Below are 19,583 nucleotides of genomic sequence, written 5' to 3'. Positions count from 1 at the left end.
GTTCAGCAGATAGTCAGGGTAGGGCCAGTTCGCTTAGCCCGCTGACCTGGGGCATCTGTTGGCCCTTGTCGCGACAATGGCCTCTTGCCGCTGCTTCAGCAGTTCGATTCTGGCCGTCTCACGCTTGGCCACTGCGCTCTTCACGCGCGTGCCGCCGAGCAGCCAGTTCGGCACGCTGGTGTTGGCGACCTTGCCGCGGGTGATGGCGGTTTGCGAGATGTCGCGCGCGGTATCGCCTACGGCGGTGTTGAGCTCGGCGCATGTCATGCTGTCGTATTTCGCCGGGTTCACCGCGCTGCCCAGCGATGAGCAGCCTGCCGCCAGGGACAAAGCGAGCAGCGCTGACAGCCGGCTTGAAATCAACAAATTCATCTTCCGCAAACCTCGTTCCGGCCGCTGTCTCGGCGGCATTCCTATTATCGAGGTAGCGCGGAAGGTTGTCGCGTCAAAACACCATGCCGACAGCGACGCCGACGCAGCCGGTTTGCATCAAGCTATCTTGTGGGTCGGGAGAACAAACACCTAAGTGTCTGTTTTTTCTGGTCGGAGTGGCAGGATTTGAACCTGCGACCCCCTCGTCCCGAACGAGGTGCGCTACCAGGCTGCGCTACACTCCGTGACCAGACCGCGGGCTTATAGCTGCCGCATACCGTTCCTGCAAGCGGCAATGGCAGCGCTTCTGTCGCATTTCGTTGGCTTTCGTTGGGCATCGCCGCAAAGCTTGGCTTTCCCTCCCGGGATAAACCCGGCTTAAAGCCTTGTGTGCTAAGTCGCAGCCTCGATAGATCGTGTTTTCGCCATCTGGAGCTTTGCTGCCTTGCCCCTGAAAATCGTAGGCGACGCCCGGCCCAACAGCTTCGAATTCGAAACCGAAGCGCTGATCAAGGCGTCCGGCTTTCGCGAATACGACGCGCGCTGGTGGTTTGGCCATGCCGGTTCGACGCAACCGCCGGACCTGAACCTGATCGGCGTCCAAGCGTTGGGCATGGGCCTGGGCACTTTGATCCGCCGTCTTGGCGCGGGTCCCGACATCGTCACCGGGCATGATTTCCGTTCCTATTCGCTTGCCATCAAGCTGGCGCTGGTTTCCGGCCTGATGGCTGCGGGCGCAAAGGTGAAAGACATTGGCCTGGCGCTGTCGCCCATGGCCTATTTCGCCCAGTTCGCGCTCGACGCGGCATCCGTCGCCATGGTCACGGCATCGCACAACGAGAATGGCTGGACCGGAGTCAAGATGGGTGCGGCGAGGCCGCTCACCTTCGGACCGGAGGAGATGAGCGCCCTGAAACAGATCGTGCTGTCGGGCGATTTCGATCTTGCCGGCGGTGGCTGCTACGAATTCGTCTCCGGTTTTCGCGAGACCTATCTCGACGATCTGGTGAGCGACAAGCGCATCGCGCGAAAGCTGAAAGTCGTGGCCGCTTGCGGCAACGGCACCGCCGGCGCCTTCGCGCCACAGGCGCTGGAGCGCATCGGTTGCGAGGTGATCCCGCTCGATGTCGAGCTCGACCACAGTTTTCCGCGCTATAACCCGAACCCGGAAGACATGCAGATGCTGCATGCCATCAGGGACAAAGTGCTGGAAACAGGTGCTGATGTCGGGCTGGGCTTCGACGGCGACGGCGACCGTTGCGGCGTGGTCGACAATGAGGGCAACGAGATTTTTGCCGACAAGGTCGGCGTCATGCTCGCGCGGGACATATCAACCCAATACCCCGGCTCGACCTTCGTCGTCGATGTCAAGTCGACCGGCCTGTTCAACACCGACAGCGTCTTGCGCGCCAACGGCGCGAAGACAGATTACTGGAAGACCGGCCATTCCTACATCAAGCGCCGGGTCGCCGAACTGGGCGCCGTTGCCGGCTTCGAGAAGTCGGGCCATTTCTTCTTCAACCCGCCGATCGGCCGCGGCTATGATGACGGTCTCATCACCGCGACCGCCATTTGTGAGATGCTCGACCGCAACCCCACAAGTTCGATGGCCGATCTCTATCGCGCGCTGCCGCTGACCTTCGGCACGCCGACCATGTCGCCGCATTGCGGCGACGAAGTGAAGTACGGCGTGGTCGATCGGGTGGTGGCGGACTTCCAGGCGATGCAGCGCGCCGGCAAGACTTTTGCCGGCCAGAAGATCGCCGAGCTGATCACCGTCAACGGCGTGCGCGTCGTGGCCGAGGATGGCACCTGGGGCCTGGTACGGGCGTCGTCGAACAAGCCGGAGCTTGTCGTGGTTGTCGAAAGCCCGGTATCGTCCGACCGCCGCCGGCAGATGTTCGAGGCCGTCGACGCCGTGCTGCGCCGCAGCCCCGAAGTCGGCGCTTACAACCAGACGTTCTGATTGGACCTTTCATGAGCGAGCGCATCGTCAGTTTTGTCATGAGCGGCGGTGTCGGCTCGCGGCTGTGGCCGCTGTCGCGCGAGGACAACCCGAAACAGTTCCACGATCTCTCCGGCGACGGCTCGATGCTGGCCAAGACCTTGCGCCGGCTGACGGCGCGGCCGGAAGGTGAGACGCCGATCTTCCTGATCGCCGCCGAGCGCCATGCCGAGCGTGTCCATGCCGACCTTGCCGGCCTCGACCTCGCCGGCGGTGGCCCGCTGTTCGAGCCGACCGGGCGCAACACGGCTGCCGCCGTGGCGCTGGCCGCGCTGCGCACATTGTCGGAGTTCGGCGACAGCCTGGTGCTGGTGGTGCCGTCAGACCACGAAATCGCCACGCCCAAGCAGTTCTGGCAGAGCGTCGAGGCGGGCAGCCAGGCAGCGCTTGCCGGCCGTCTGGTGGTGTTCGGCATCAAGCCGACGCAGCCCGAGACCGGCTATGGGTATATCGAAGTCGCAGCCGAAAGCGGCGGCGTCTTCGACGTGTCGCGCTTCGTCGAAAAGCCCGACCTCGCCACTGCGCAGAGCTATCTCAGTGCGGGCACCTTCTACTGGAACACCGGCATTTTCCTATTTCGCGCCGGCGCCATGCGCGACGCATTTGCGGCCTTCCAGCCCGACATCTGGCAGGCCACCGAAGCGGCCTACAAGGCAGCGACTTCGGATCTGTCCGGCCTCTATATGCCGCTCGACCTCTACGCCGCCATCCCGTCGAACTCGATCGACTACGCCATCATGGAGCGGGCCAAGGACATCGTCATGGTGCCGGCCGGCTTTCGCTGGAACGACCTCGGCTCCTGGCAGTCGCTGCTCGATGTCGGCCCTGCTGATGCCAATGGCAATGTCGTCGTCGGCGATGTTGTCGCCATCGATTGCGAGAACTCCTACATCAGAAGCGACGGCCGGCTTTTGTCGGCTATCGGCATGAAGGACGTCGCGATCGTCTCGACGGCGGACGCCACCTTCGTCGCGCCGGTCAGCCACAGCCAGCACGTCAAGAAGATCGTCGAGCAGCTGGAGAAATCGGGACGGCTGGAAACCAGGTTTACGCCGGCACACGACCGCGTCATCGAGAGCGGCGCCTGGCATCGGCGCGTGCATCACTGGCTGTTCGAGGAGACCTTGCCGCTGTGGTCGACTTCAGGCGTCGATGAGCGTCATGGCGGCTTCCACGAGGCGCTCGGCTTCGACGGCGAGGCGCTGTTGAAGCCCAAGCGCATGCGCACGACGGCGAGGCAAGTCTACGCCTTCGCCGTTGCCAAGGCCCGCGGCTGGGACGGTCCTGCCGATCGCCTGATCGCCCATGGCATCGCCTTCATGGCCGGCAAGGGCCGCACGGACCGGGGCGGCTGGGTGCGCACGCTCAATGTCGACGGCTCCGTCGCCGACCCAACCGAGGATGCCTACGACCATTCCTGCGTGCTGCTGGCGCTGGCGCACGCGCATATGTGCGGCGATCCGGATGCGCTGCGGCTGGGCCAGGAGACCTTCGTGTTTCTCGACGCGCATCTCGAGGACAGCCGCATGACCGGCTTTCTGGAGACATCCGACGGCGAGGGCGAGCGGCGCTCCAACCCGCATATGCATCTGCTCGAGGCCTTCCTCGCCTGGTATGAGGCGACCGGCGACCGCACCTATCTGCGCCGCGCCGCGCGCATCATCGACCTTTTCCGCAGTCATTTCTTCGATGCCGAGAGCTGGACGCTGGGCGAATATTTCGACGCCGGGTGGAAGCCGGCCGCCGGCGAGAAGGGCACATGGACCGAGCCCGGCCATCATTTCGAATGGGCCTCGCTGCTCACCGATTTCGTCGCCCGCAGCGGTCAGGGCGAGTTGAGCAATTTTGCCCGCAAGCTCTACGCCTCGGCCATCGCCAACGGCCTCAACCGCGCCACCGGCCTTGCCTATGGCGCCGTCTCAAGACAAGGCCTGCCGCTCGACCTTGTATCGCGCAGCTGGCCACAGGCCGAAGCGATCAAGGCGGCGATCGCGCTTGACGGGCCTGGTGGCCCCGACCTCAAGCCGGAGATCGAGGCGCGCGTCGGCCGCCTGTTCCGCTGGCACATCGATCCGGCCCCGCTCGGCCTGTGGATTGACCGCATCGACGAACGCGGCCGCTCCTTGGCATCGGACGTGCCGGCCAGCATCTTCTATCATCTGGTCTGCGCGCTGACGCAGTATCTTGATGGGACAGCGCAGAAGGGGTGAAGCGTTGGAGCTGCCAATCTCCCCCCTTGCGGGGGAGATGCCTGGCAAGGCAGAGGGGGTGCTGTCCCGCCGACGTCTCAGCTACTCGAAGATCAGACCAAAGGTTGGCGATCCGTCACACCCCCCTCTGGCCTGCCGGCCATCTCCCCCGCAAGGGGGGAGATCAGCTGTCACTTCGCTTTCAACCCTCAATACGGGCTCGCCACGTCCCCGGTCTCGACATACACCGCCTTCAGCTGCGAATAGAGCGCTAAAGCCGCCAGCGAGTTCTCGCGCCCGATGCCGGATTGCTTCACCCCGCCAAACGGAATTTCCACCGGCGTCAGATTGTAGGCGTTTATCCAGCAGGTGCCGGCCTGCAGTTCGGCGATCACCCTATGAGCGCGCTGCAGGTCGCGGGTGAAGACGCCGGCGGCGAGGCCGAATTCGGTGTCGTTGGCGCGGTCGATCACCTCGTCCTCGCCGTCGAACTTCAGCACGCTCATCACCGGCCCGAAAATCTCCTCGCGCGCAATGCGCATCGTATCGGTGACACCGGTGAACACCGTCGGCTCGACAAAGAAGCCGCCATCGAACCCTTGCAGCGACGGCACGTTGCCACCGCAGGCGAGCGTTGCTCCATCCTGCCTGCCGGCCGCGATGTAGGAAACGACCTTCTCCTGCTGCGCCTTGTTGACCAGCGGCCCCATCTGCGTCTCAGGATCGAGCGGATCGCCGATGCGGATCTTTTTCGTCCGCTCGACCAGCCGGTCGACGAAGCGGTCATGGATGCCGCTTTGTACGAAAACACGCGTGCCGTTGGAGCAGATCTGCCCGGTCGAATAGAAATTGCCGAGCATGGCGCCGCCGATGGCGTTTTCGAGATCGGCATCGTCGAAGACGATCAGCGGCGACTTGCCGCCGAGCTCCATCGTGGCGTGCTTCATCTTCGAACCGGCGAGCGACAGCACCTTGCGGCCGGTCGGCACCGAGCCGGTCACCGAAACCTTGGCAACGACATCGTGGCCGACGAGGCCGGCGCCGACATCGCCATAGCCTTGCACCACGTTGAACAGCCCGTCGGGCAGGCCCGCCTCTGAGTAGATCTCGGCCAGCGCCAGCGCCGACAGCGGCGTGTTCTCCGAAGGCTTGAATACCATGGCGTTGCCCATGGCGAGCGCCGGGGCGGATTTCCAGCCGGCGATCTGGATCGGATAGTTCCAGGCGCCGATGCCGACGCACACACCGAGCGCCTCGCGGCGCGTATAGGCAAAAGGTCCACCAAGATCGATCGCCTCGCCGTTGAAGACGGCAACCGCGCCGCCGAAATATTCGAGGCAGTCGGCAGCCGACGGCGCATCCGCCACCAGCGTTTCCTGGATCGCCTTGCCGGTGTCGAGCGTCTCGATCCGCGCCAGATCTGCGTTGCGCGCGCGCAAAATGTCGGCGGCGCGGCGCAGGATGCGGCCACGCTCGACCGGCTTCATCCGCGCCCAGGCCGGTTGTGCGGCCCGCGCAGCTTCGATGGCGAGTTCCAGCACGTTCGGCGTCGCCGAATGCAAGGTGGCGATGATCTCGCCGGTCGCCGGATAGATCACCGGCAGCGGCGCGCCGCCTTCGTCCTCGATGTAGCGGCCGTTGACATAGTGCGATGCCGTTGGCTGGGCGCGCATATGAATTCTCCAATGGTCTTGGCCGGACAATGCCCTATCGATCCGCCACCTGCCAGCGCGGATTGATCCAGGGTTCCTGGTTGGATGGCGCCAGCGGCGTGCGGCCGAGAATGTGGTCGGAGGCCTTCTCGCCGGTCATGATCGACGGCGCGTTGAGGTTGCCGTTGGTCACCCGCGGGAAGATCGAGGAGTCGGCGACGCGCAGGCCGTCGACGCCGATGACCCGGCACTCCGGATCGACCACGCTCATGATGTCGTCGGCGCGGCCCATCTTGCACGTGCCGCACGGGTGGTAGGCACTCTCGGCATGATCGCGGATGAAGGCGTCGAGATCCTCGTCCGACTGGACGTGCGAACCCGGCGAGATTTCCTTGCCGCGAAAGCCGTCAAAAGCCTTCTGGCCGAAGATCTCGCGGGTCAGCCGGATGCAGTGGCGGAACTCGGTCCAGTCGTCTGGATGCGACATGTAGTTGAAGCGGATGACCGGCGTCGCTTTCGGGTCGGGCGAGCGCAGCGTCACCGAACCGCGCGACTTCGACCGCATCGGCCCGACATGCGCCTGGAAGCCATGCGCCTTCGCCGCCGCCTTGCCGTCATAGCGCACCGCCGCCGGGATGAAGTGGTACTGGATATCGGGGTAGTCGACACCGGCCTGCGAGCGTACGAAGGCCGCGGCCTCGAAATGGTTGGTGGCGCCGAGGCCGGTCTTGAAGAACAGCCACTGCGCCCCGATCAGCGTCTTGGAGAATGGGTTGAGAACCGAATTCAGCGTGATCGGCTGGGTCGATTCCTGCTGGATGTAGAGCTCCATATGATCCTGCAGATTGCGGCCGACACCGGGCCGGTCGGCCACGACTTGGATGCCGTTCTCCGTGAGATGCGCGGCCGGGCCGATACCGGATAGCATCAGGATCTTGGGCGAATTGATCGACGATGCGGCGACGATCACCTCACGTCGTGCCTTAACGACCTGAATCTGTTTGTGAGCTTCGATCTCGACTCCGACGGCACGCTGATTCTCGATGATCACCCGGCGGGCGAAGCCTCTGATCACGCTGACATTTTGCCGCTTGAGCGCCGGCTTCAGATAGGCTGACGCCGCCGACCAGCGGCGGCCGCCGCGAATGGTTTGCTCCATCGGTCCGAAGCCTTCCTGCTTCGAGCCATTGTAGTCGTCGGTCAGTTCGAACCCGGCTTGGCGGCCGGCCTCGACAAAGGCGCCGTAGAGCGGATTCTTGCGCGGGCCACGCTGGACGTGCAGCGGGCCGCCGTGGCCGCGCCAGCCGTCCTCGCCGCCGTCACTGTCCTCCATGCGCTTGAAATAGGGCAGCACGTCGGCGAAGCCCCAGCCGGCCGCCCCCTGTTCGGCCCAGTGGTCGAAGTCGCGTGCGTGGCCCCTGACATAGACCATGCCGTTGATCGAGGACGAGCCGCCGATCACCTTGCCGCGTGGCGTCGCCAGCACGCGGCCGCCGAGATGCGGCTCCGGTTCGCTGGCAAAGCCCCAGTCGTAAAGGCTCATGTTGAGCGGGATCGACAGCGCCGACGGCATCTGGATCAGCGGCCCGATGTCGGTGCCGCCGAACTCGATGACGATCACCGAATGCTTGCCGTCTTCCGACAGTCGGTAGGCCATGGCCGAGCCGGCCGAGCCGGAGCCGATGATGACGAAGTCTGCTTCAAGCATGGTTCACATGCGCCCATCGTTCATATGCGAAATAAAATCGGCGAGCGAGACATTGCCGCCGGTAGCCATGACCAGGACCGTTTTACCCGCCACATCCACCTTGCCGCCGAGCAGCGCCGCCAGAGAGGCGGCGCCTGACGGCTCGAGCACCAGCTTCATCCGTTCGAAGGCGATCTTCATTGCCCGCCTAACCGATTGGTCGTCGACGGTGATGCCGCGCACGCCGGCGGTCTTGACCGCCGCGAACGGCGCGTCGCCCGGCCGCCGCGACATCAGCCCGTCGCAAATCGATTTCGGCGCGATCGGCATGGTCTCGATGGCGCCATGCGCTAGCGATGCACCCATGCCGTTGAAGCCTTCCGGCTCGACGCCGATGATCTCGGTTGCTGGCGACAGATAGTGGAAGGCGAGCGACATGCCGCCGATCAGTCCGCCGCCGCCGACTGAGCAGAACAGAAGGTCGGCACTGGCGTCCTTTGCCTCGAGTTGTTCGAGCGCTTCGAGCCCGGCGCCGGCCTGGCCGGCAACGATCTCCGGATCGTCGAATGGATGCAGCAACGCCAGCCCTTCGGTCTCGGCAATCTCGCGGGCCTTGGCGGCTGCGACCTCTTCACGGGCGCGCTCGCCATGATCGGTCAGCACGACGCGCGCGCCATAACCTGCGGTCGCATCGCGCTTGGCGGCCGGCGCGTCGATCGGCATGACGATGGTGACGGGAATGCCGAGCGCCTGGCCGGCAGCCGCCAACCCTTGCGCGAAATTGCCGGAGGAGTAGGCGACGACGCCTTTTCTGGCCTCATCCGGCGACAGCCGCTTCAACCGCCAATAGGCCCCGCGCACCTTGAACGATCCCGCCCATTGCAGCGATTCCGGTTTGATGAAGACGCGGGCCGCACCCGTCTCCTTGGCCAAGGCTGTCGATTCCAGCAAAGGCGTGATCTGCGTCGCCTTCGACGTCACGGCATAGGCCTGTCTGAGGTGCTCGAGGGAGGGGACAATTGTCATCATTCGCCTCGCGGAAAGCGTTTCTGTTCCTCGAGATTGTCGAGGTTCATGTGGTTGCGCATGTAGCGTTCCGACGCCTTCTGCAGTGGCTGGAACTCCCAGGGGTAATGCGTGCCGTTGCGCAGCGCGGGATAAACCACCCAGCGCCGCGCCTGGCTGACGCGCACCGCGGCATCGAAGGCCGCCATGTCCCAGCGCGCCCGCACTGCTCCTGTGAAGGCGGCCACCAGATCGGCATGCGCCGGATCGGCGGCAAGATTGGTGCGTTCTTGCGGATCGGCTTCGAGATCGAACAGAAGCGGCGGGTCGATCTCGCAATGGATGAATTTGTAGCGGCCGTCGCGGATCGCCACCAACGGCGCGTTGGAGCCCTCGGCGGCATATTCCATCAGCACCGGCGCGGTGCGCGGCTCGCCATCAAGCAGCGGCAGCAGCGACTGGCCATCGGTCCACGGCGCGATGGCAGAGATGTCGATGCCGGCGAGATCGCACAATGTCGGCGTCACGTCGAGGTTGGAGACCGGCGCCTCGACCAGCCCTGCAGGAATGCCTTTGCCGGCGATCATCAAAGGTACTCGCGCCGAGCCCTCGAAGAAATTCATCTTGAACCACAGGCCGCGCTCGCCAAGCATGTCGCCATGGTCGGAGCAGAACAGGATGATGGTGTCGTCCAGCATGCGCGTTCGCTCCAGCACTGACATCAGCTCGCCGACCTTGTCGTCGAGATAGGAGATGTTGGCGTAGTAGCCGCGCCGCGAGCGGCGGATCTGCTCCGGCGTGATGTTGAAACTGTCGTAGTCGCTGGCCCGGTAAAGCCGTTGCGAATGCGGGTCCTGATGGGCATAGGGGATGAATCCCACCTCCGGCTCAAGCGCCGGACAGTCTTTATAGAATTCCCAATATTGCCGCCGTGCGACATAGGGGTCGTGCGGGTGGGTGAAGGAAACCGTCAGGCACCAGGGCCGGCTGGCCTCGTCCTCGGAGGTGCGGGCAAGATCGTAGAGTTTTTGCACCCCGTGGAAGGCGACCTCGTCGTCATACTCCATCTGGTTGGTGATCTCGGCAACGCCGGCGCCGGTGACCGAGCCCAGATTGTGATACCACCAGTCGATGCGCTCGCCGGGCTTGCGGTAATCCGGCGTCCAGCCGAAATCGGCGGGATAGATGTCGGTGGTCAGCCGCTCCTCGAAACCGTGCAACTGGTCCGGCCCGACGAAATGCATCTTGCCCGACAGGCAGGTGTAGTAGCCGGCGCTGCGCAGATGATGCGCATAGGTCGGGATCGAGGAAGCGAATTCGGCGGCGTTGTCATAGACCTGGGTGCGCGACGGCAATTGCCCGCTCATGAAAGCGGCGCGGCCCGGCGCGCAAAGCGGCGAGGCCGTGTAGTTGTTGCCGAAGCGCGCCGAGCGTGCGGCCAGCGCCTTGAGATGCGGCACATGCAGGAAGTCCGCCGGCCCGTCCGCAAACAGCGTGCCGTTGAGCTGATCGACCATGACGATCAGGATGTTGGGTCGCCTTGATATCACTGAGGCTGTCACTGTGTCTGTCGCCCGCCGAGTTTGATTTCGAGATAATCTTCGACCAGCGCGATCGCGGTTTGAGCATCCGGCACGCCGTCCTTCAGCGCGCGCCTGATGTACAGCCCGTCGATCATCGCCGCGACCGCTTCCGCCGCGCGGTCGGCTTCGTTGCGCGGCAGTATGCCGATCAGTCCGCTCATCAGGTTGGAATGCAGCCGCCGCGCATAGACCCTGAGCAGCCGGCGCAAGGCCGATGATTTCTGGGCCTCGACATAAAAGGCGAGCCAGGCCGCGATGGTTTCCGGCCGGAACTGGATGTCGGAGAAGTTGACGGCGACCACCGCCGAGACGCGTTCGCGCGGCGAGCCGGCGGATTGCAGGGCGCGCCGCATGTCGATGGTCAGCTCGGCCAGTATGTGCCGCATCGTTGCCAGCAGCAGTTCGTCCTTGGCGCCGAAATAGTGGTGGGCCAGGGCCGACGACACGCCCGCCCGTCCGGCGATCTCCGACATGGTCACATCAAGCGAGCCGCGCTCGCCGATCGCCGAGATCGTCGCGTCGATGAGCGCCTTGCGGCGCAACGGTTCCATTCCGACCTTCGGCATTGGGGAGATCCAGATCAAAACAGAGATTATTTTTTATTGACGGATCAATCAATAAAAAACTCGCGCTCGGATCAACCGATCATGTTGCCCTGGCCCATCCTTTGGACTGGAAAACGGTTCACTGTTGAACAATATTAGAGGCTGATGCCGCGCTATGACATGTTAGGCTTGCGGCGAACGGAGGTTGCCATGACCGCATGCATCGTCGGCTGGGCGCATTCGCGCTTCGGCAAGCTTGAAGGCGAGACGCTCGAGGGCCTGATCACAAAGGTCGCGGTCGACGCGCTCGACCATGCCGGCATTGGCCCGGATGAGGTCGACGAGATCGTGCTCGGCCATTTCAACGCCGGCTTCTCCCCTCAGGATTTTACCGCCAGCCTGGTGCTGCAGGCCGATGACCGGCTGCGCTTCAAGCCGGCGACGCGGGTCGAGAACGCCTGCGCCACGGGTTCGGCAGCGGTCCGCCAAGGCATCCGCGCCATCGACGCCAATGCCGCCCGCATCGTGCTGGTGGTCGGTGCCGAGCAGATGACGACGACCCCCGGCCCCGAGATCGGCAAGAACCTGCTCAAGGCTTCCTATCTGCCGGAGGAGGGCGACACGCCGGCCGGTTTCGCTGGCGTCTTCGGCAAGATCGCGCAGGCCTATTTCCAGCGTTATGGCGACCAGTCGGACGCGCTGGCGATGATCGCCGCCAAGAACCACAAGAACGGCGTCGACAATCCGTACGCGCAGATGCGCAAGGATTTCGGTTACGAATTCTGCCGCCAGGAAAGCGAGAAGAACCCCTTCGTCGCCGGTCCGCTGAAGCGCACCGATTGCTCCCTGGTTTCCGATGGCGCCGCCGCTCTTGTGCTCACCGACACCTCGACGGCGCTGAAGATGCGCCGCGCCGTCGCCTTCCGCGCCAACGAGCATGTCCAGGATTTCCTGCCGATGTCGAAGCGTGACATCCTGTCCTTCGAAGGCTGCGAGCAGGCCTGGAACCACGCTTTGAAGAAGGCCGGCGTGACGCTCGACGACCTCTCCTTCGTCGAGACGCATGACTGCTTCACCATTGCCGAGCTGATCGAATATGAGGCGATGGGCCTAGCCAAGCCGGGCGAGGGCGGCAGGCTGGCGCTAGACGGCACGACTGCAAAAGACGGCAGGCTGCCGGTCAACCCTTCGGGCGGGCTGAAGGCCAAGGGCCATCCGATCGGCGCCACCGGTGTGTCGATGCATGTGCTGACCGCCATGCAGTTGACCGGCGAAGCAGGCGGCATCCAGGTGCCGGACGCAAAGCTTGGCGGCATCTTCAACATGGGTGGCGCTGCCGTCGCCAACTACGTTTCCATCCTCGACCGGATCAGGTAGAAGCGGCCCGTATTTTTCGGGGTGGTGATGACAAATCCGGTTCTGGTCGAAGTCTTGCGCGGCGCGATCGTCGAGAGCGCCCATCGCGGCGCTGTCGCAATCTTTGACGGTGACGGCAAGCCTGTCCTGGAGATCGGCGATACGGCGCGGCCGGTGTTTCCGCGCTCGGCGGTCAAGGCGATCCAGGCGCTGCCGCTGGTCGAAACGGGTGCCGCCGATGCCTATGGCTTCGGCGACCGCGAACTGGCGCTGGCCTGCGCTTCACATTCAGGCGAACCCGCGCATGTCGAACTGGCGCAGGCGATGCTGGCCAAGGCCGACCTCGACAAGTCGGCGCTGGAATGCGGCGCGCATTGGCCGTCGAGCCACGACGCGACGATCGCACTGGCCCGCACAGGCGTCTCGCCGAACGCACTGCACAACAATTGCTCGGGCAAGCATTCCGGATTTCTCTGCACCTGCGTGCACTCAGGGATTGCCCACCAAGGCTACGTCAAGGCAGGCCATGGTTTGCAGGAGATGGTGCGCGACGCCATGCAGGCGGTGACCGGCGCTGCCCACGATGCGGATCACCGGGCAACCGATGGCTGCTCGATCCCCACCTATGCCGTGCCGCTGAAAAGTTTTGCCCTTGGCTTTGCCCGCATGGCTACGGGCAGGAGCTTTGGCCCTGAGCGTGCCAAGGCGGCCAAACGCCTGCTGTCTGCCTGCATGGCCGAGCCTTTCCTGGTCGCCGGCACCGGCAAGGCCGATGTGGCGCTGATGCAGGCCGCGCCCGGCCGCATCTTCGTCAAGACGGGCGCCGAAGGCGTCTATTGCGCTGCCGTTCCGGAGCTTGGCCTCGGCATCGCGCTGAAATGTGATGACGGCGCCGGCCGCGCCGCCGAGGTGATGATTGCTGCTGTGCTGGCAAAACTTCTCAGCGCCGACGGCGCACTGGCGGCGAACCTTCTGGAGCGGGCCAATCCGCCGATCGAAAGCCGCATCGGCGCCAAGGTCGGCTCGCTGCGGCCGACGACGACGCTCAGCTGACCCTGTTTCGCTCGACCGTCAGGTGCGCATAGCCGCTATCGCTCGACCGCGCGAGGTCGCCGGTCGCCCGTTCGGCCCAGCGCTGGCCGATGATGGCGCCGTTCTCGGCGCCGTCGATGACGTTGTCGGAGATGATGGCGTTCCCAGCGCCCTCGACCACAGTGACGGCGATGCCGGTTCCGGCCTGACGAATGATGTTTCCCGTCGCCACAACATTGCGCATATAGGCGCCCCAGCCGATCTGCATGCCGTAGAGCGGCGCGTTCTCGATGACATTGCCCGAGACGGTGGTGTCGGCCTCGACGCTGATACCGACGCCGAAGCCCGGCGCGTCGGCGGGGTAGGGGCCGGTGGTCGAGAGGTTGCGCACGATGTTGTTCGAGCAGACACCCATACGGCCGCCCTCGTTGAAATTGACAATCGAGATGCCGTTAGCGGCACCATCGACGATGTTGTTGCCGATGATGGCGCCTTCGAAGGAGAATTCGGAATAGAGCGCGGTTTCGCCCGACCGCGAGCAGGTGTTCCCGGTCATCTGCAGATTGCTTGAACTGTTGGCGCGGATCGCCGAGAAGGCGCAGTCCGAGACGATGTTGCCGGTGACGGAGACATTGCCGGCACGGAATGCGTTGATGCCATTGCCGTTCTGCCCGGTGCCGCCGCTGCGCGCGCCGATCCGCTGCACGCGGTTGCCGCTGACGATCGTGCCGTCCTCGGCCTGCTGCCAGCGATGGACAAGAATGCCGCCATTGCCGCAGTCGGATACGGCATTATCGGATATCGCCAGGCCAGCGGCCTCGACGGAGTAGATGCCGGCGTCCGCAGCCCCCGAAATCTCGGAGCGCTCGACGCGGCCCGACGCATGCTCCAGCGCCAGCCCATGCTTGCAGCTGCCGGTGATCGTGCAATTGTCGATGACGAGATGGGCGACGCGGCGCAGGTCGAGCAGGCCTTGCGCATCGTCGGCCAACCCGCCGTTGGCGCCGTCGAAGACCAATGCGGTGAACTCTATATGCTCGGCCTGTTCGGCCGTCAGCAAATGGCCATTGCCGCCATAGAGGATGCGCGAGGCGCCCGGCACGCCCGAAAGCCTGACGCGGGCGGGCAGGGTCAGGTTGGACACGACATAGGTGCCCGGCGGCAGGAACACCGGCGCATTGCGCTGGCTTGCCTCGGCTAGCATCCTGGCAAAGGCCTTGCTCTGGTCGTCCGGTGCGTCCGGTTCCACGCCAAGCTCGGCGGCGTTGATCGAGCCGCGCACCGCCGTTTTCGCCAAGGCGTTGCCCACCGAAAGGCCGAGCACGGCAAAGCCGGCCGTCCCCTGCAGAAGCGTTCGTCTGTTCAACATCGGCACATCCCTTGCGATCATCCGGCTGATCGCAGGAATTGGGCCAGCCGCATAGGTCTCCGCTCGGCCATAGTCCGGCCAATGACCTGGTCCGGCAAGTGGCTTGTGCAGTCACGGAAGCGGGCCTAAGTTTATCCGATGAGCAGAGCTTTTACCCGCGAGGAAGACAGCGAAAACGCCATTGCCGGCATCGGCGAGCGGCCGATCAGCCAACACCGCAATCTGGTGACGGAGCGCGGCCTGGCGATGATCGAGGACAATCTGGCCGATCTGCGCGACATTTTGGCGAAAGCCGAGCGAAAAGCCGATCGCGAGCGCATTGCCGTCGTCTCGCGCGACCTGCGCTACTGGACAGCGCGCCGCGAAAGCGCCGAGCTTTCCGTGCCGGAACCGGGCAGCGACCAGGTGCGCTTCGGCATGGGTGTCACGCTGGAAAGCGATGACGGCAAGAAAGTGCACTGGAAGATCGTCGGCGAGGACGAGGCCGACCCCTCAAAGGGCAGCATCTCACACGTCTCGCCAATGGCCGTGGCGCTGTTCGGCAAGAAGGTCGGCGACGTCGCAAGCGTCAACGGCAAGGAATGGGAAATCGTCAAGCTGTCGGACGCCTGACGCCAGCTCACCCTATTTGCACAGCCAGCTTTCGCAACGCGGGCTCATACTTGTCCATGACACCGCGAGCAGCAAGCATTTGCCGTTCGACGTCGTCACACGGCACCGGCCTTAGGATGATGCCGTCGTCGGTTTCGATGATCTGGAGTTCATCGCCCACCTGCAGGCCCAAGCTGTCGAGCGTTTCCCGCGGCAGGATTACAACGCCCGATCCGTCCTCAAGTCCGTGAATGATGGTGTTCATAGCTATACCATAGGTTGCGCCCGATATTGTAACGCAACTTTGATAAGCAGTGCAACTGTTTCAATCAGCCCGCCAGCAGCCGGTCCAGCAACCGATCCGCAGCCTCCGGGATAACCGTCCCTGGCGGGAAGATTTCCGCGGCACCCGCTTCCAGCATTGCGCCGTAATCCTGCGGCGGGATGACGCCGCCGGCGACGATCAGCATGTCGCTGCGGCCGAGCTTCTTCAGCGCGTCGCGTAGTTCGGGGATCAGCGTCAGGTGCCCCGCCGCCAGCGATGAGGCGCCGATGACATGGACGTCCTGCGCCACCGCCAGCCTGGCGATCTCGTCGGGTGTCTGGAACATCGCGCCGACCGTGACGTCGAAGCCGAGATCGGCGAAGGCCGTGGCGATCACCTTCTGGCCACGGTCGTGGCCGTCCTGTCCCATCTTTGCGACCAGGATGCGCGGCTTGCCGCCGGACTTCTTCTCGAAAGCTTCGAGCTTCTCCAGCAATCGGTCGACCGTCAGATTGTCGCCAAGCGCATTGCGATAAACGCCGGAGATCGTTTGCACCGAGGCGACGTGACGGCCAAAGACCTTTTCGAGCGCCAGCGAGATCTCGCCGACCGTGGCATTGGCGCGCGCGGCGCGGATGGCAAATTCCAGCAGGTTTTCGTTACCCTGCGCAGCGCGGGTCAGCGCATCGAGCGCGCTCTCGACCGCGCCGACATTGCGCGTGCCTTTCAGGTTCTGCAGCTTCGACAATTGCCGGGCCTTGACCTCGGCATTGTCGATCTTCAGCACGTCGACGTCGATGTCGTTCTCGGGGCGATGCGCGTTTACGCCAACCAGTATCTGCTCGCCGGAATCGATACGCGCCTGCGTGCGCGCCGCCGCTTCCTCGATGCGCAGTTTTGGAATGCCCTGTTCGGTTGCCGCCGCCATGCCGCCAAGCGCCTCGACCTCTTCGATATGGGCGAGCGCACGCGCCGCCAGATCATGCGTCAGCCGTTCAATATAGGCCGAGCCGCCCCACGGATCGATGATGCGGGTGGTGCCGGATTCCTTCTGCAGGATCAGCTGCGTGTTGCGGGCGATGCGCGCGGAGTGGTCGGTCGGCAGCGCCATCGCCTCGTCGAACGAGTTGGTGTGCAGCGACTGGGTATGTCCCTGCGTCGCCGCCATCGCCTCGATCATGGTGCGGGTGATGTTGTTGTAGGGGTCCTGCGCCGTCAGCGACCAGCCGGAGGTCTGGCAATGGGTGCGCAGCGACAGCGAGCGTTCATCCTTCGGTGCAAAATTCTTCTGCATCAGGGTCGCCCACAACAGGCGCGCCGCGCGGAGCTTGGCGATCTCCATGAAGAAGTTCATGCCGACCGCCCAGAAGAAGGAAAGCCGCGGGGCGAAACGGTCGATATCGAGCCCGGCGGCGACGCCGGCGCGGGCATATTCGATGCCGTCGGCGATGGTGTAGGCGAGCTCCAGGTCCGCGGTCGCGCCGGCCTCCTGCATGTGATAGCCGGAGATCGAGATCGAATTGAACTTCGGCATGTGCTGGGAGGTATAGGAGAAGATGTCAGACACGATCCGCATCGAGGGCTTCGGCGGATAGATGTAGGTGTTGCGGACCATGAACTCCTTCAGAATGTCGTTCTGAATGGTGCCGGCGAGATCCTTCTGAGCAACGCCCTGTTCTTCGGCCGCGACGATATAGAGCGCCATGATCGGCAGCACCGCGCCGTTCATGGTCATCGACACCGTCATCTCGCCCAGCGGAATGCCGTCGAACAATTGCCGCATGTCGAGGATGGAATCGATGGCCACGCCCGCCATGCCGACATCGCCTGATACACGCGGATGGTCGCTGTCATAGCCGCGATGTGTGGGCAGATCGAAAGCGACCGAAAGGCCCTTTTGGCCGGCGGCGAGATTGCGCCGGTAGAAGGCGTTGGATTCCTCGGCCGTCGAGAAGCCGGCATATTGCCGGATCGTCCACGGCTGCTGGACATACATGGTCGGGTAGGGACCGCGCACGAAGGGCGGCATTCCCGGATAGGTGTCGAGATGCGGCAGCCCCTTGAGATCGCCCTGGCTGTAGAGATGCTTGACGGCAATACCTTCCGGCGTCAGCCGCTGGCCCTTGACCTCGACCGGCGCGCGCCGTGGCGCCGACCAGCCAATGTGGCTGAAATCCGGGATCACTGTGCGGCTCCGATTGCCTGGTCGATGCGGACCGGAAACAGCGCCTCGCACACCGCCACGCCCTCTGTGAAAGGCGGCCGCCGCTCAGCCGCCAGCGTCTCGACCGGGGCATCGTTTTTCAGCGGGTAAAGCGTGGTGCCGATGATTGCCCGTTCACCCGACCGGTAGGCCTCGGCGCGGCGCTCGGATGCTGCCTTGACGCGCTTCTGGATATGCCCTTGCTGCAGGCTTGCCAGAACGCCGCCTTCCGCTTCGATCCGCTGGAACTCTTCCCACGCCGCTTCGCACAGGCCCAGGGTCAGCGCCTCGACTGCGCCCGACCCAAATGCTGGGTCGGCGACATGGTCGATATGGCTTTCATTGGCCATGATCAACTGCGCATTGCGGGCGATGCGGCGGGCAAAGCCGGCCGGCAGCCCGAGGGCGATGGTGTGTGGCAGGATGGAGATCGAGTCCGCGCCGCCTGCTGCCGCTGCAAAGCTAGCGATGGTGGTGCGCAGGATGTTGGTTTCGGGATCCGCCGCCGTCATCATGCGGAACGACGTCTCGGCATGGATGTTGGCTGTCGATGCCGGGATGGAACAGGTTTCCTGGATGCGCGCCCACAGCCTGCGCAAGGCCCGGACCTTGGCCATCGACAGGAACTGGTCCTGGTCGACGCTCAGCGCAAAGCCGATATGGGGAGCGGCATAGACAAGCGGCTGGCGCGCATCCTCGAACATCCTGAGGTATGACACGGCGGAAGCGAGCATGGTGCCGAGTTCCTGCGCTTCCGTGGCGCCGGCATTGTGGAACACCCGCCCGTCGGCCTCCAGCAGCACACCCGGCACGCCCAGCGAGAAGAAATGCGCCAGCGATTGCGGCATCGATGCCTGCAACGCCTCGATCGACATGCGCAGCCGGCCGGTTCCGGCAAAGATTGCCGCCGGGTCGATGCCGAAGGAGAGGTTCAGCTTTGCCGGGTCGGAGCGGCGCTTGCTCAGGAACGCCACCAGCCAGTCGGCGACGGCACGGCTCCAGGGATGGGCGTCGATGCGGATCTGCGTGCGGTTGAGCGGTACGCCATCCAGCACCGTTTCCAGCGCCTGCGCCGTCCTTGGCAGGCCATAGCCGAACGCATTCGGAGCACCCTCGAAGACAAGCGACAATCCCGTCGCGCCTTGTGCCACATCGTCCAGGGCCTGCGCCTTGGCGCGGCCGATATCGGGATCGTCAATGCGCTGGCTGACGATCCAGGGCAATTTGGGGTTGGCGCGCACAAGCGGCTCGGCGCCGGCGGCGCGATCGTAGAGCGGTTCGATGCGAATCTGATCGTCGGTATGCGAGACCAGTTTTTCCTCGAAGGAGGCGCCGGCGAGCGCCTTTTCGGCCAAGGCCAGCCAACGCTGGCGCTCGACGTCAGCGGGTTCGATGCTCCTGGTCAAGGCTCCGGCGCCCATCCATGTTCCTCGTTTTTATGCGGCCGCACCAGCGTCAGCCGTCCAGTCTACGGTTCCCTGCCAGATATCGCAATGCAATGCGCTTGCGCGGTTGGGATTCGCTTCCCTGACATAGGGCAGCCTGCGTGGACGAACCATGGAACGATTGCCAATCAGCGGCAAAATCCGCAAGTTCCAAAAACCGATTTGGAGGATTGGTTCAATTTAGACGATTGGCCCAATCTGGATGAATAGCCAACTGGATGGATAGCCCAATTGGAGAATAGCATTGTCGCTGCGCAATGGCCTGACTATACCCTGCGGCACGG

General features: G+C 64.1%; 15 protein-coding genes and 1 tRNA gene. 5 read left to right on the top strand and 11 right to left on the bottom strand.

The window, feature by feature from the left end; genetic code table 11:
* Positions 1 to 33 precede the first annotated feature (33 nt).
* Both NLY42_RS28405 and NLY42_RS28400 read right to left on the bottom strand, forming a co-directional pair.
* A complete protein-coding gene (locus NLY42_RS28405; RefSeq protein ID WP_023684572.1) occupies positions 34 to 372 on the bottom strand; it encodes a hypothetical protein in 339 nt (112 codons plus the stop codon).
* Between the two features lie 168 nt (positions 373 to 540).
* Positions 541 to 617: transfer RNA gene (locus NLY42_RS28400), tRNA-Pro, on the bottom strand.
* Positions 618 to 817: 200 nt separating this feature from the next.
* On the opposite strand from NLY42_RS28400, the gene NLY42_RS28395 reads away from it, so the two are divergent.
* Both NLY42_RS28395 and NLY42_RS28390 read left to right on the top strand, forming a co-directional pair.
* On the top strand, positions 818 to 2,338 hold the full coding sequence (locus NLY42_RS28395; protein ID WP_023754823.1) for a phosphomannomutase/phosphoglucomutase: 1,521 nt from the start codon (positions 818 to 820) through the stop codon (positions 2,336 to 2,338).
* A gap of 11 nt (positions 2,339 to 2,349) precedes the next feature.
* Complete coding sequence (locus tag NLY42_RS28390) at positions 2,350 to 4,587, top strand: mannose-1-phosphate guanylyltransferase/mannose-6-phosphate isomerase (RefSeq protein WP_023754822.1); 2,238 nt, start codon at positions 2,350 to 2,352, stop codon at positions 4,585 to 4,587.
* 188 nt (positions 4,588 to 4,775) lie between these two features.
* Here NLY42_RS28390 and betB read toward each other — a convergent pair whose 3' ends face one another.
* The 5 genes from betB to betI are packed head-to-tail and all read right to left on the bottom strand — an operon-like array spanning position 4,776 to position 11,059.
* Positions 4,776 to 6,239, bottom strand: a complete 1,464-nt coding sequence (gene betB / locus NLY42_RS28385; RefSeq protein ID WP_023754821.1) for a betaine-aldehyde dehydrogenase — start codon at positions 6,237 to 6,239, stop codon at positions 4,776 to 4,778.
* A 34-nt stretch (positions 6,240 to 6,273) separates the two neighbouring features.
* On the bottom strand, positions 6,274 to 7,926 hold the full coding sequence (gene betA / locus NLY42_RS28380; RefSeq protein ID WP_023743711.1) for a choline dehydrogenase: 1,653 nt from the start codon (positions 7,924 to 7,926) through the stop codon (positions 6,274 to 6,276).
* Positions 7,927 to 7,929: 3 nt separating this feature from the next.
* Positions 7,930 to 8,934, bottom strand: a complete 1,005-nt coding sequence (locus tag NLY42_RS28375; protein WP_023754820.1) for a threonine/serine dehydratase family protein — start codon at positions 8,932 to 8,934, stop codon at positions 7,930 to 7,932.
* A complete protein-coding gene (gene betC, locus NLY42_RS28370; RefSeq protein ID WP_031244572.1) occupies positions 8,931 to 10,427 on the bottom strand; it encodes a choline-sulfatase in 1,497 nt (498 codons plus the stop codon). Before betC ends, NLY42_RS28375 begins: the two co-directional genes overlap by 4 nt.
* Positions 10,428 to 10,468: 41 nt before the next feature.
* Entirely contained in the window at positions 10,469 to 11,059 is a 591-nt protein-coding gene (betI, locus tag NLY42_RS28365) for a choline-binding transcriptional repressor BetI (protein ID WP_023670745.1), read from the bottom strand.
* Positions 11,060 to 11,248: 189 nt separating this feature from the next.
* Here betI and NLY42_RS28360 point away from each other — a divergent pair, with 189 nt between their 5' ends.
* Both NLY42_RS28360 and NLY42_RS28355 read left to right on the top strand, forming a co-directional pair.
* Positions 11,249 to 12,415 (top strand): acetyl-CoA acetyltransferase, encoded by a 1,167-nt coding sequence (locus tag NLY42_RS28360; protein ID WP_023754818.1) that lies wholly within the window; start codon positions 11,249 to 11,251, stop codon positions 12,413 to 12,415.
* 27 nt (positions 12,416 to 12,442) lie between these two features.
* Positions 12,443 to 13,447, top strand: a complete 1,005-nt coding sequence (locus NLY42_RS28355) for an asparaginase (protein WP_023754817.1) — start codon at positions 12,443 to 12,445, stop codon at positions 13,445 to 13,447.
* Here NLY42_RS28355 and NLY42_RS28350 read toward each other — a convergent pair.
* A complete protein-coding gene (locus NLY42_RS28350; RefSeq protein WP_286488912.1) occupies positions 13,440 to 14,795 on the bottom strand; it encodes a TIGR03808 family TAT-translocated repetitive protein in 1,356 nt (451 codons plus the stop codon). The two genes, NLY42_RS28355 and NLY42_RS28350, sit on opposite strands and share 8 nt — an antisense overlap.
* Positions 14,796 to 14,933: 138 nt before the next feature.
* Between NLY42_RS28350 and greA the strand changes: the two genes are divergently transcribed.
* Positions 14,934 to 15,407, top strand: coding sequence for a transcription elongation factor GreA (gene greA, locus NLY42_RS28345; RefSeq protein ID WP_023670749.1), 474 nt, complete (start codon positions 14,934 to 14,936; stop codon positions 15,405 to 15,407).
* Positions 15,408 to 15,414: 7 nt separating this feature from the next.
* Here the strand turns inward: greA and NLY42_RS28340 are convergent, their stop codons facing one another.
* From NLY42_RS28340 to NLY42_RS28330, 3 genes are all read right to left on the bottom strand, one after another.
* Positions 15,415 to 15,651 (bottom strand): AbrB/MazE/SpoVT family DNA-binding domain-containing protein, encoded by a 237-nt coding sequence (locus NLY42_RS28340; RefSeq protein WP_023754815.1) that lies wholly within the window; start codon positions 15,649 to 15,651, stop codon positions 15,415 to 15,417.
* Positions 15,652 to 15,715: 64 nt separating this feature from the next.
* Positions 15,716 to 17,836, bottom strand: a complete 2,121-nt coding sequence (gene scpA / locus NLY42_RS28335; protein WP_023754814.1) for a methylmalonyl-CoA mutase — start codon at positions 17,834 to 17,836, stop codon at positions 15,716 to 15,718.
* The gene (locus NLY42_RS28330) at positions 17,833 to 19,275 is read right to left on the bottom strand and encodes a methylmalonyl-CoA mutase subunit beta (RefSeq protein WP_023684564.1); all 1,443 of its coding nucleotides are present in this window, start codon (positions 19,273 to 19,275) and stop codon (positions 17,833 to 17,835) included. Before NLY42_RS28330 ends, scpA begins: the two co-directional genes overlap by 4 nt.
* Positions 19,276 to 19,583: the final 308 nt, after the last annotated feature.

The sequence above is a fragment of the Mesorhizobium sp. C372A genome, assembly GCF_030323245.1.
Taxonomy (GTDB): domain Bacteria; phylum Pseudomonadota; class Alphaproteobacteria; order Rhizobiales; family Rhizobiaceae; genus Mesorhizobium.
This window is presented reverse-complemented; position numbering and strand designations above follow the sequence as displayed.

Excerpts from the sequence above, each read along its gene's own strand:
- NLY42_RS28405 (WP_023684572.1), bottom strand. The coding sequence starts at position 372 with ATGAATTTGTTGATTTCAAGCCGGCTGTCAGCGCTGCTCGCTTTGTCC.
- NLY42_RS28390 (WP_023754822.1), top strand. The coding sequence starts at position 2,350 with ATGAGCGAGCGCATCGTCAGTTTTGTCATGAGCGGCGGTGTCGGCTCG.
- betB (WP_023754821.1), bottom strand. The coding sequence starts at position 6,239 with ATGCGCGCCCAGCCAACGGCATCGCACTATGTCAACGGCCGCTACATC.
- betA (WP_023743711.1), bottom strand. The coding sequence starts at position 7,926 with ATGCTTGAAGCAGACTTCGTCATCATCGGCTCCGGCTCGGCCGGCTCG.
- NLY42_RS28375 (WP_023754820.1), bottom strand. The coding sequence starts at position 8,934 with ATGATGACAATTGTCCCCTCCCTCGAGCACCTCAGACAGGCCTATGCC.
- betC (WP_031244572.1), bottom strand. The coding sequence starts at position 10,427 with ATGGTCGATCAGCTCAACGGCACGCTGTTTGCGGACGGGCCGGCGGAC.
- betI (WP_023670745.1), bottom strand. The coding sequence starts at position 11,059 with ATGCCGAAGGTCGGAATGGAACCGTTGCGCCGCAAGGCGCTCATCGAC.
- NLY42_RS28360 (WP_023754818.1), top strand. The coding sequence starts at position 11,249 with ATGACCGCATGCATCGTCGGCTGGGCGCATTCGCGCTTCGGCAAGCTT.
- NLY42_RS28355 (WP_023754817.1), top strand. The coding sequence starts at position 12,443 with ATGACAAATCCGGTTCTGGTCGAAGTCTTGCGCGGCGCGATCGTCGAG.
- NLY42_RS28350 (WP_286488912.1), bottom strand. The coding sequence starts at position 14,795 with ATGTTGAACAGACGAACGCTTCTGCAGGGGACGGCCGGCTTTGCCGTG.
- greA (WP_023670749.1), top strand. The coding sequence starts at position 14,934 with ATGAGCAGAGCTTTTACCCGCGAGGAAGACAGCGAAAACGCCATTGCC.
- NLY42_RS28340 (WP_023754815.1), bottom strand. The coding sequence starts at position 15,651 with ATGAACACCATCATTCACGGACTTGAGGACGGATCGGGCGTTGTAATC.
- NLY42_RS28330 (WP_023684564.1), bottom strand. The coding sequence starts at position 19,275 with ATGGGCGCCGGAGCCTTGACCAGGAGCATCGAACCCGCTGACGTCGAG.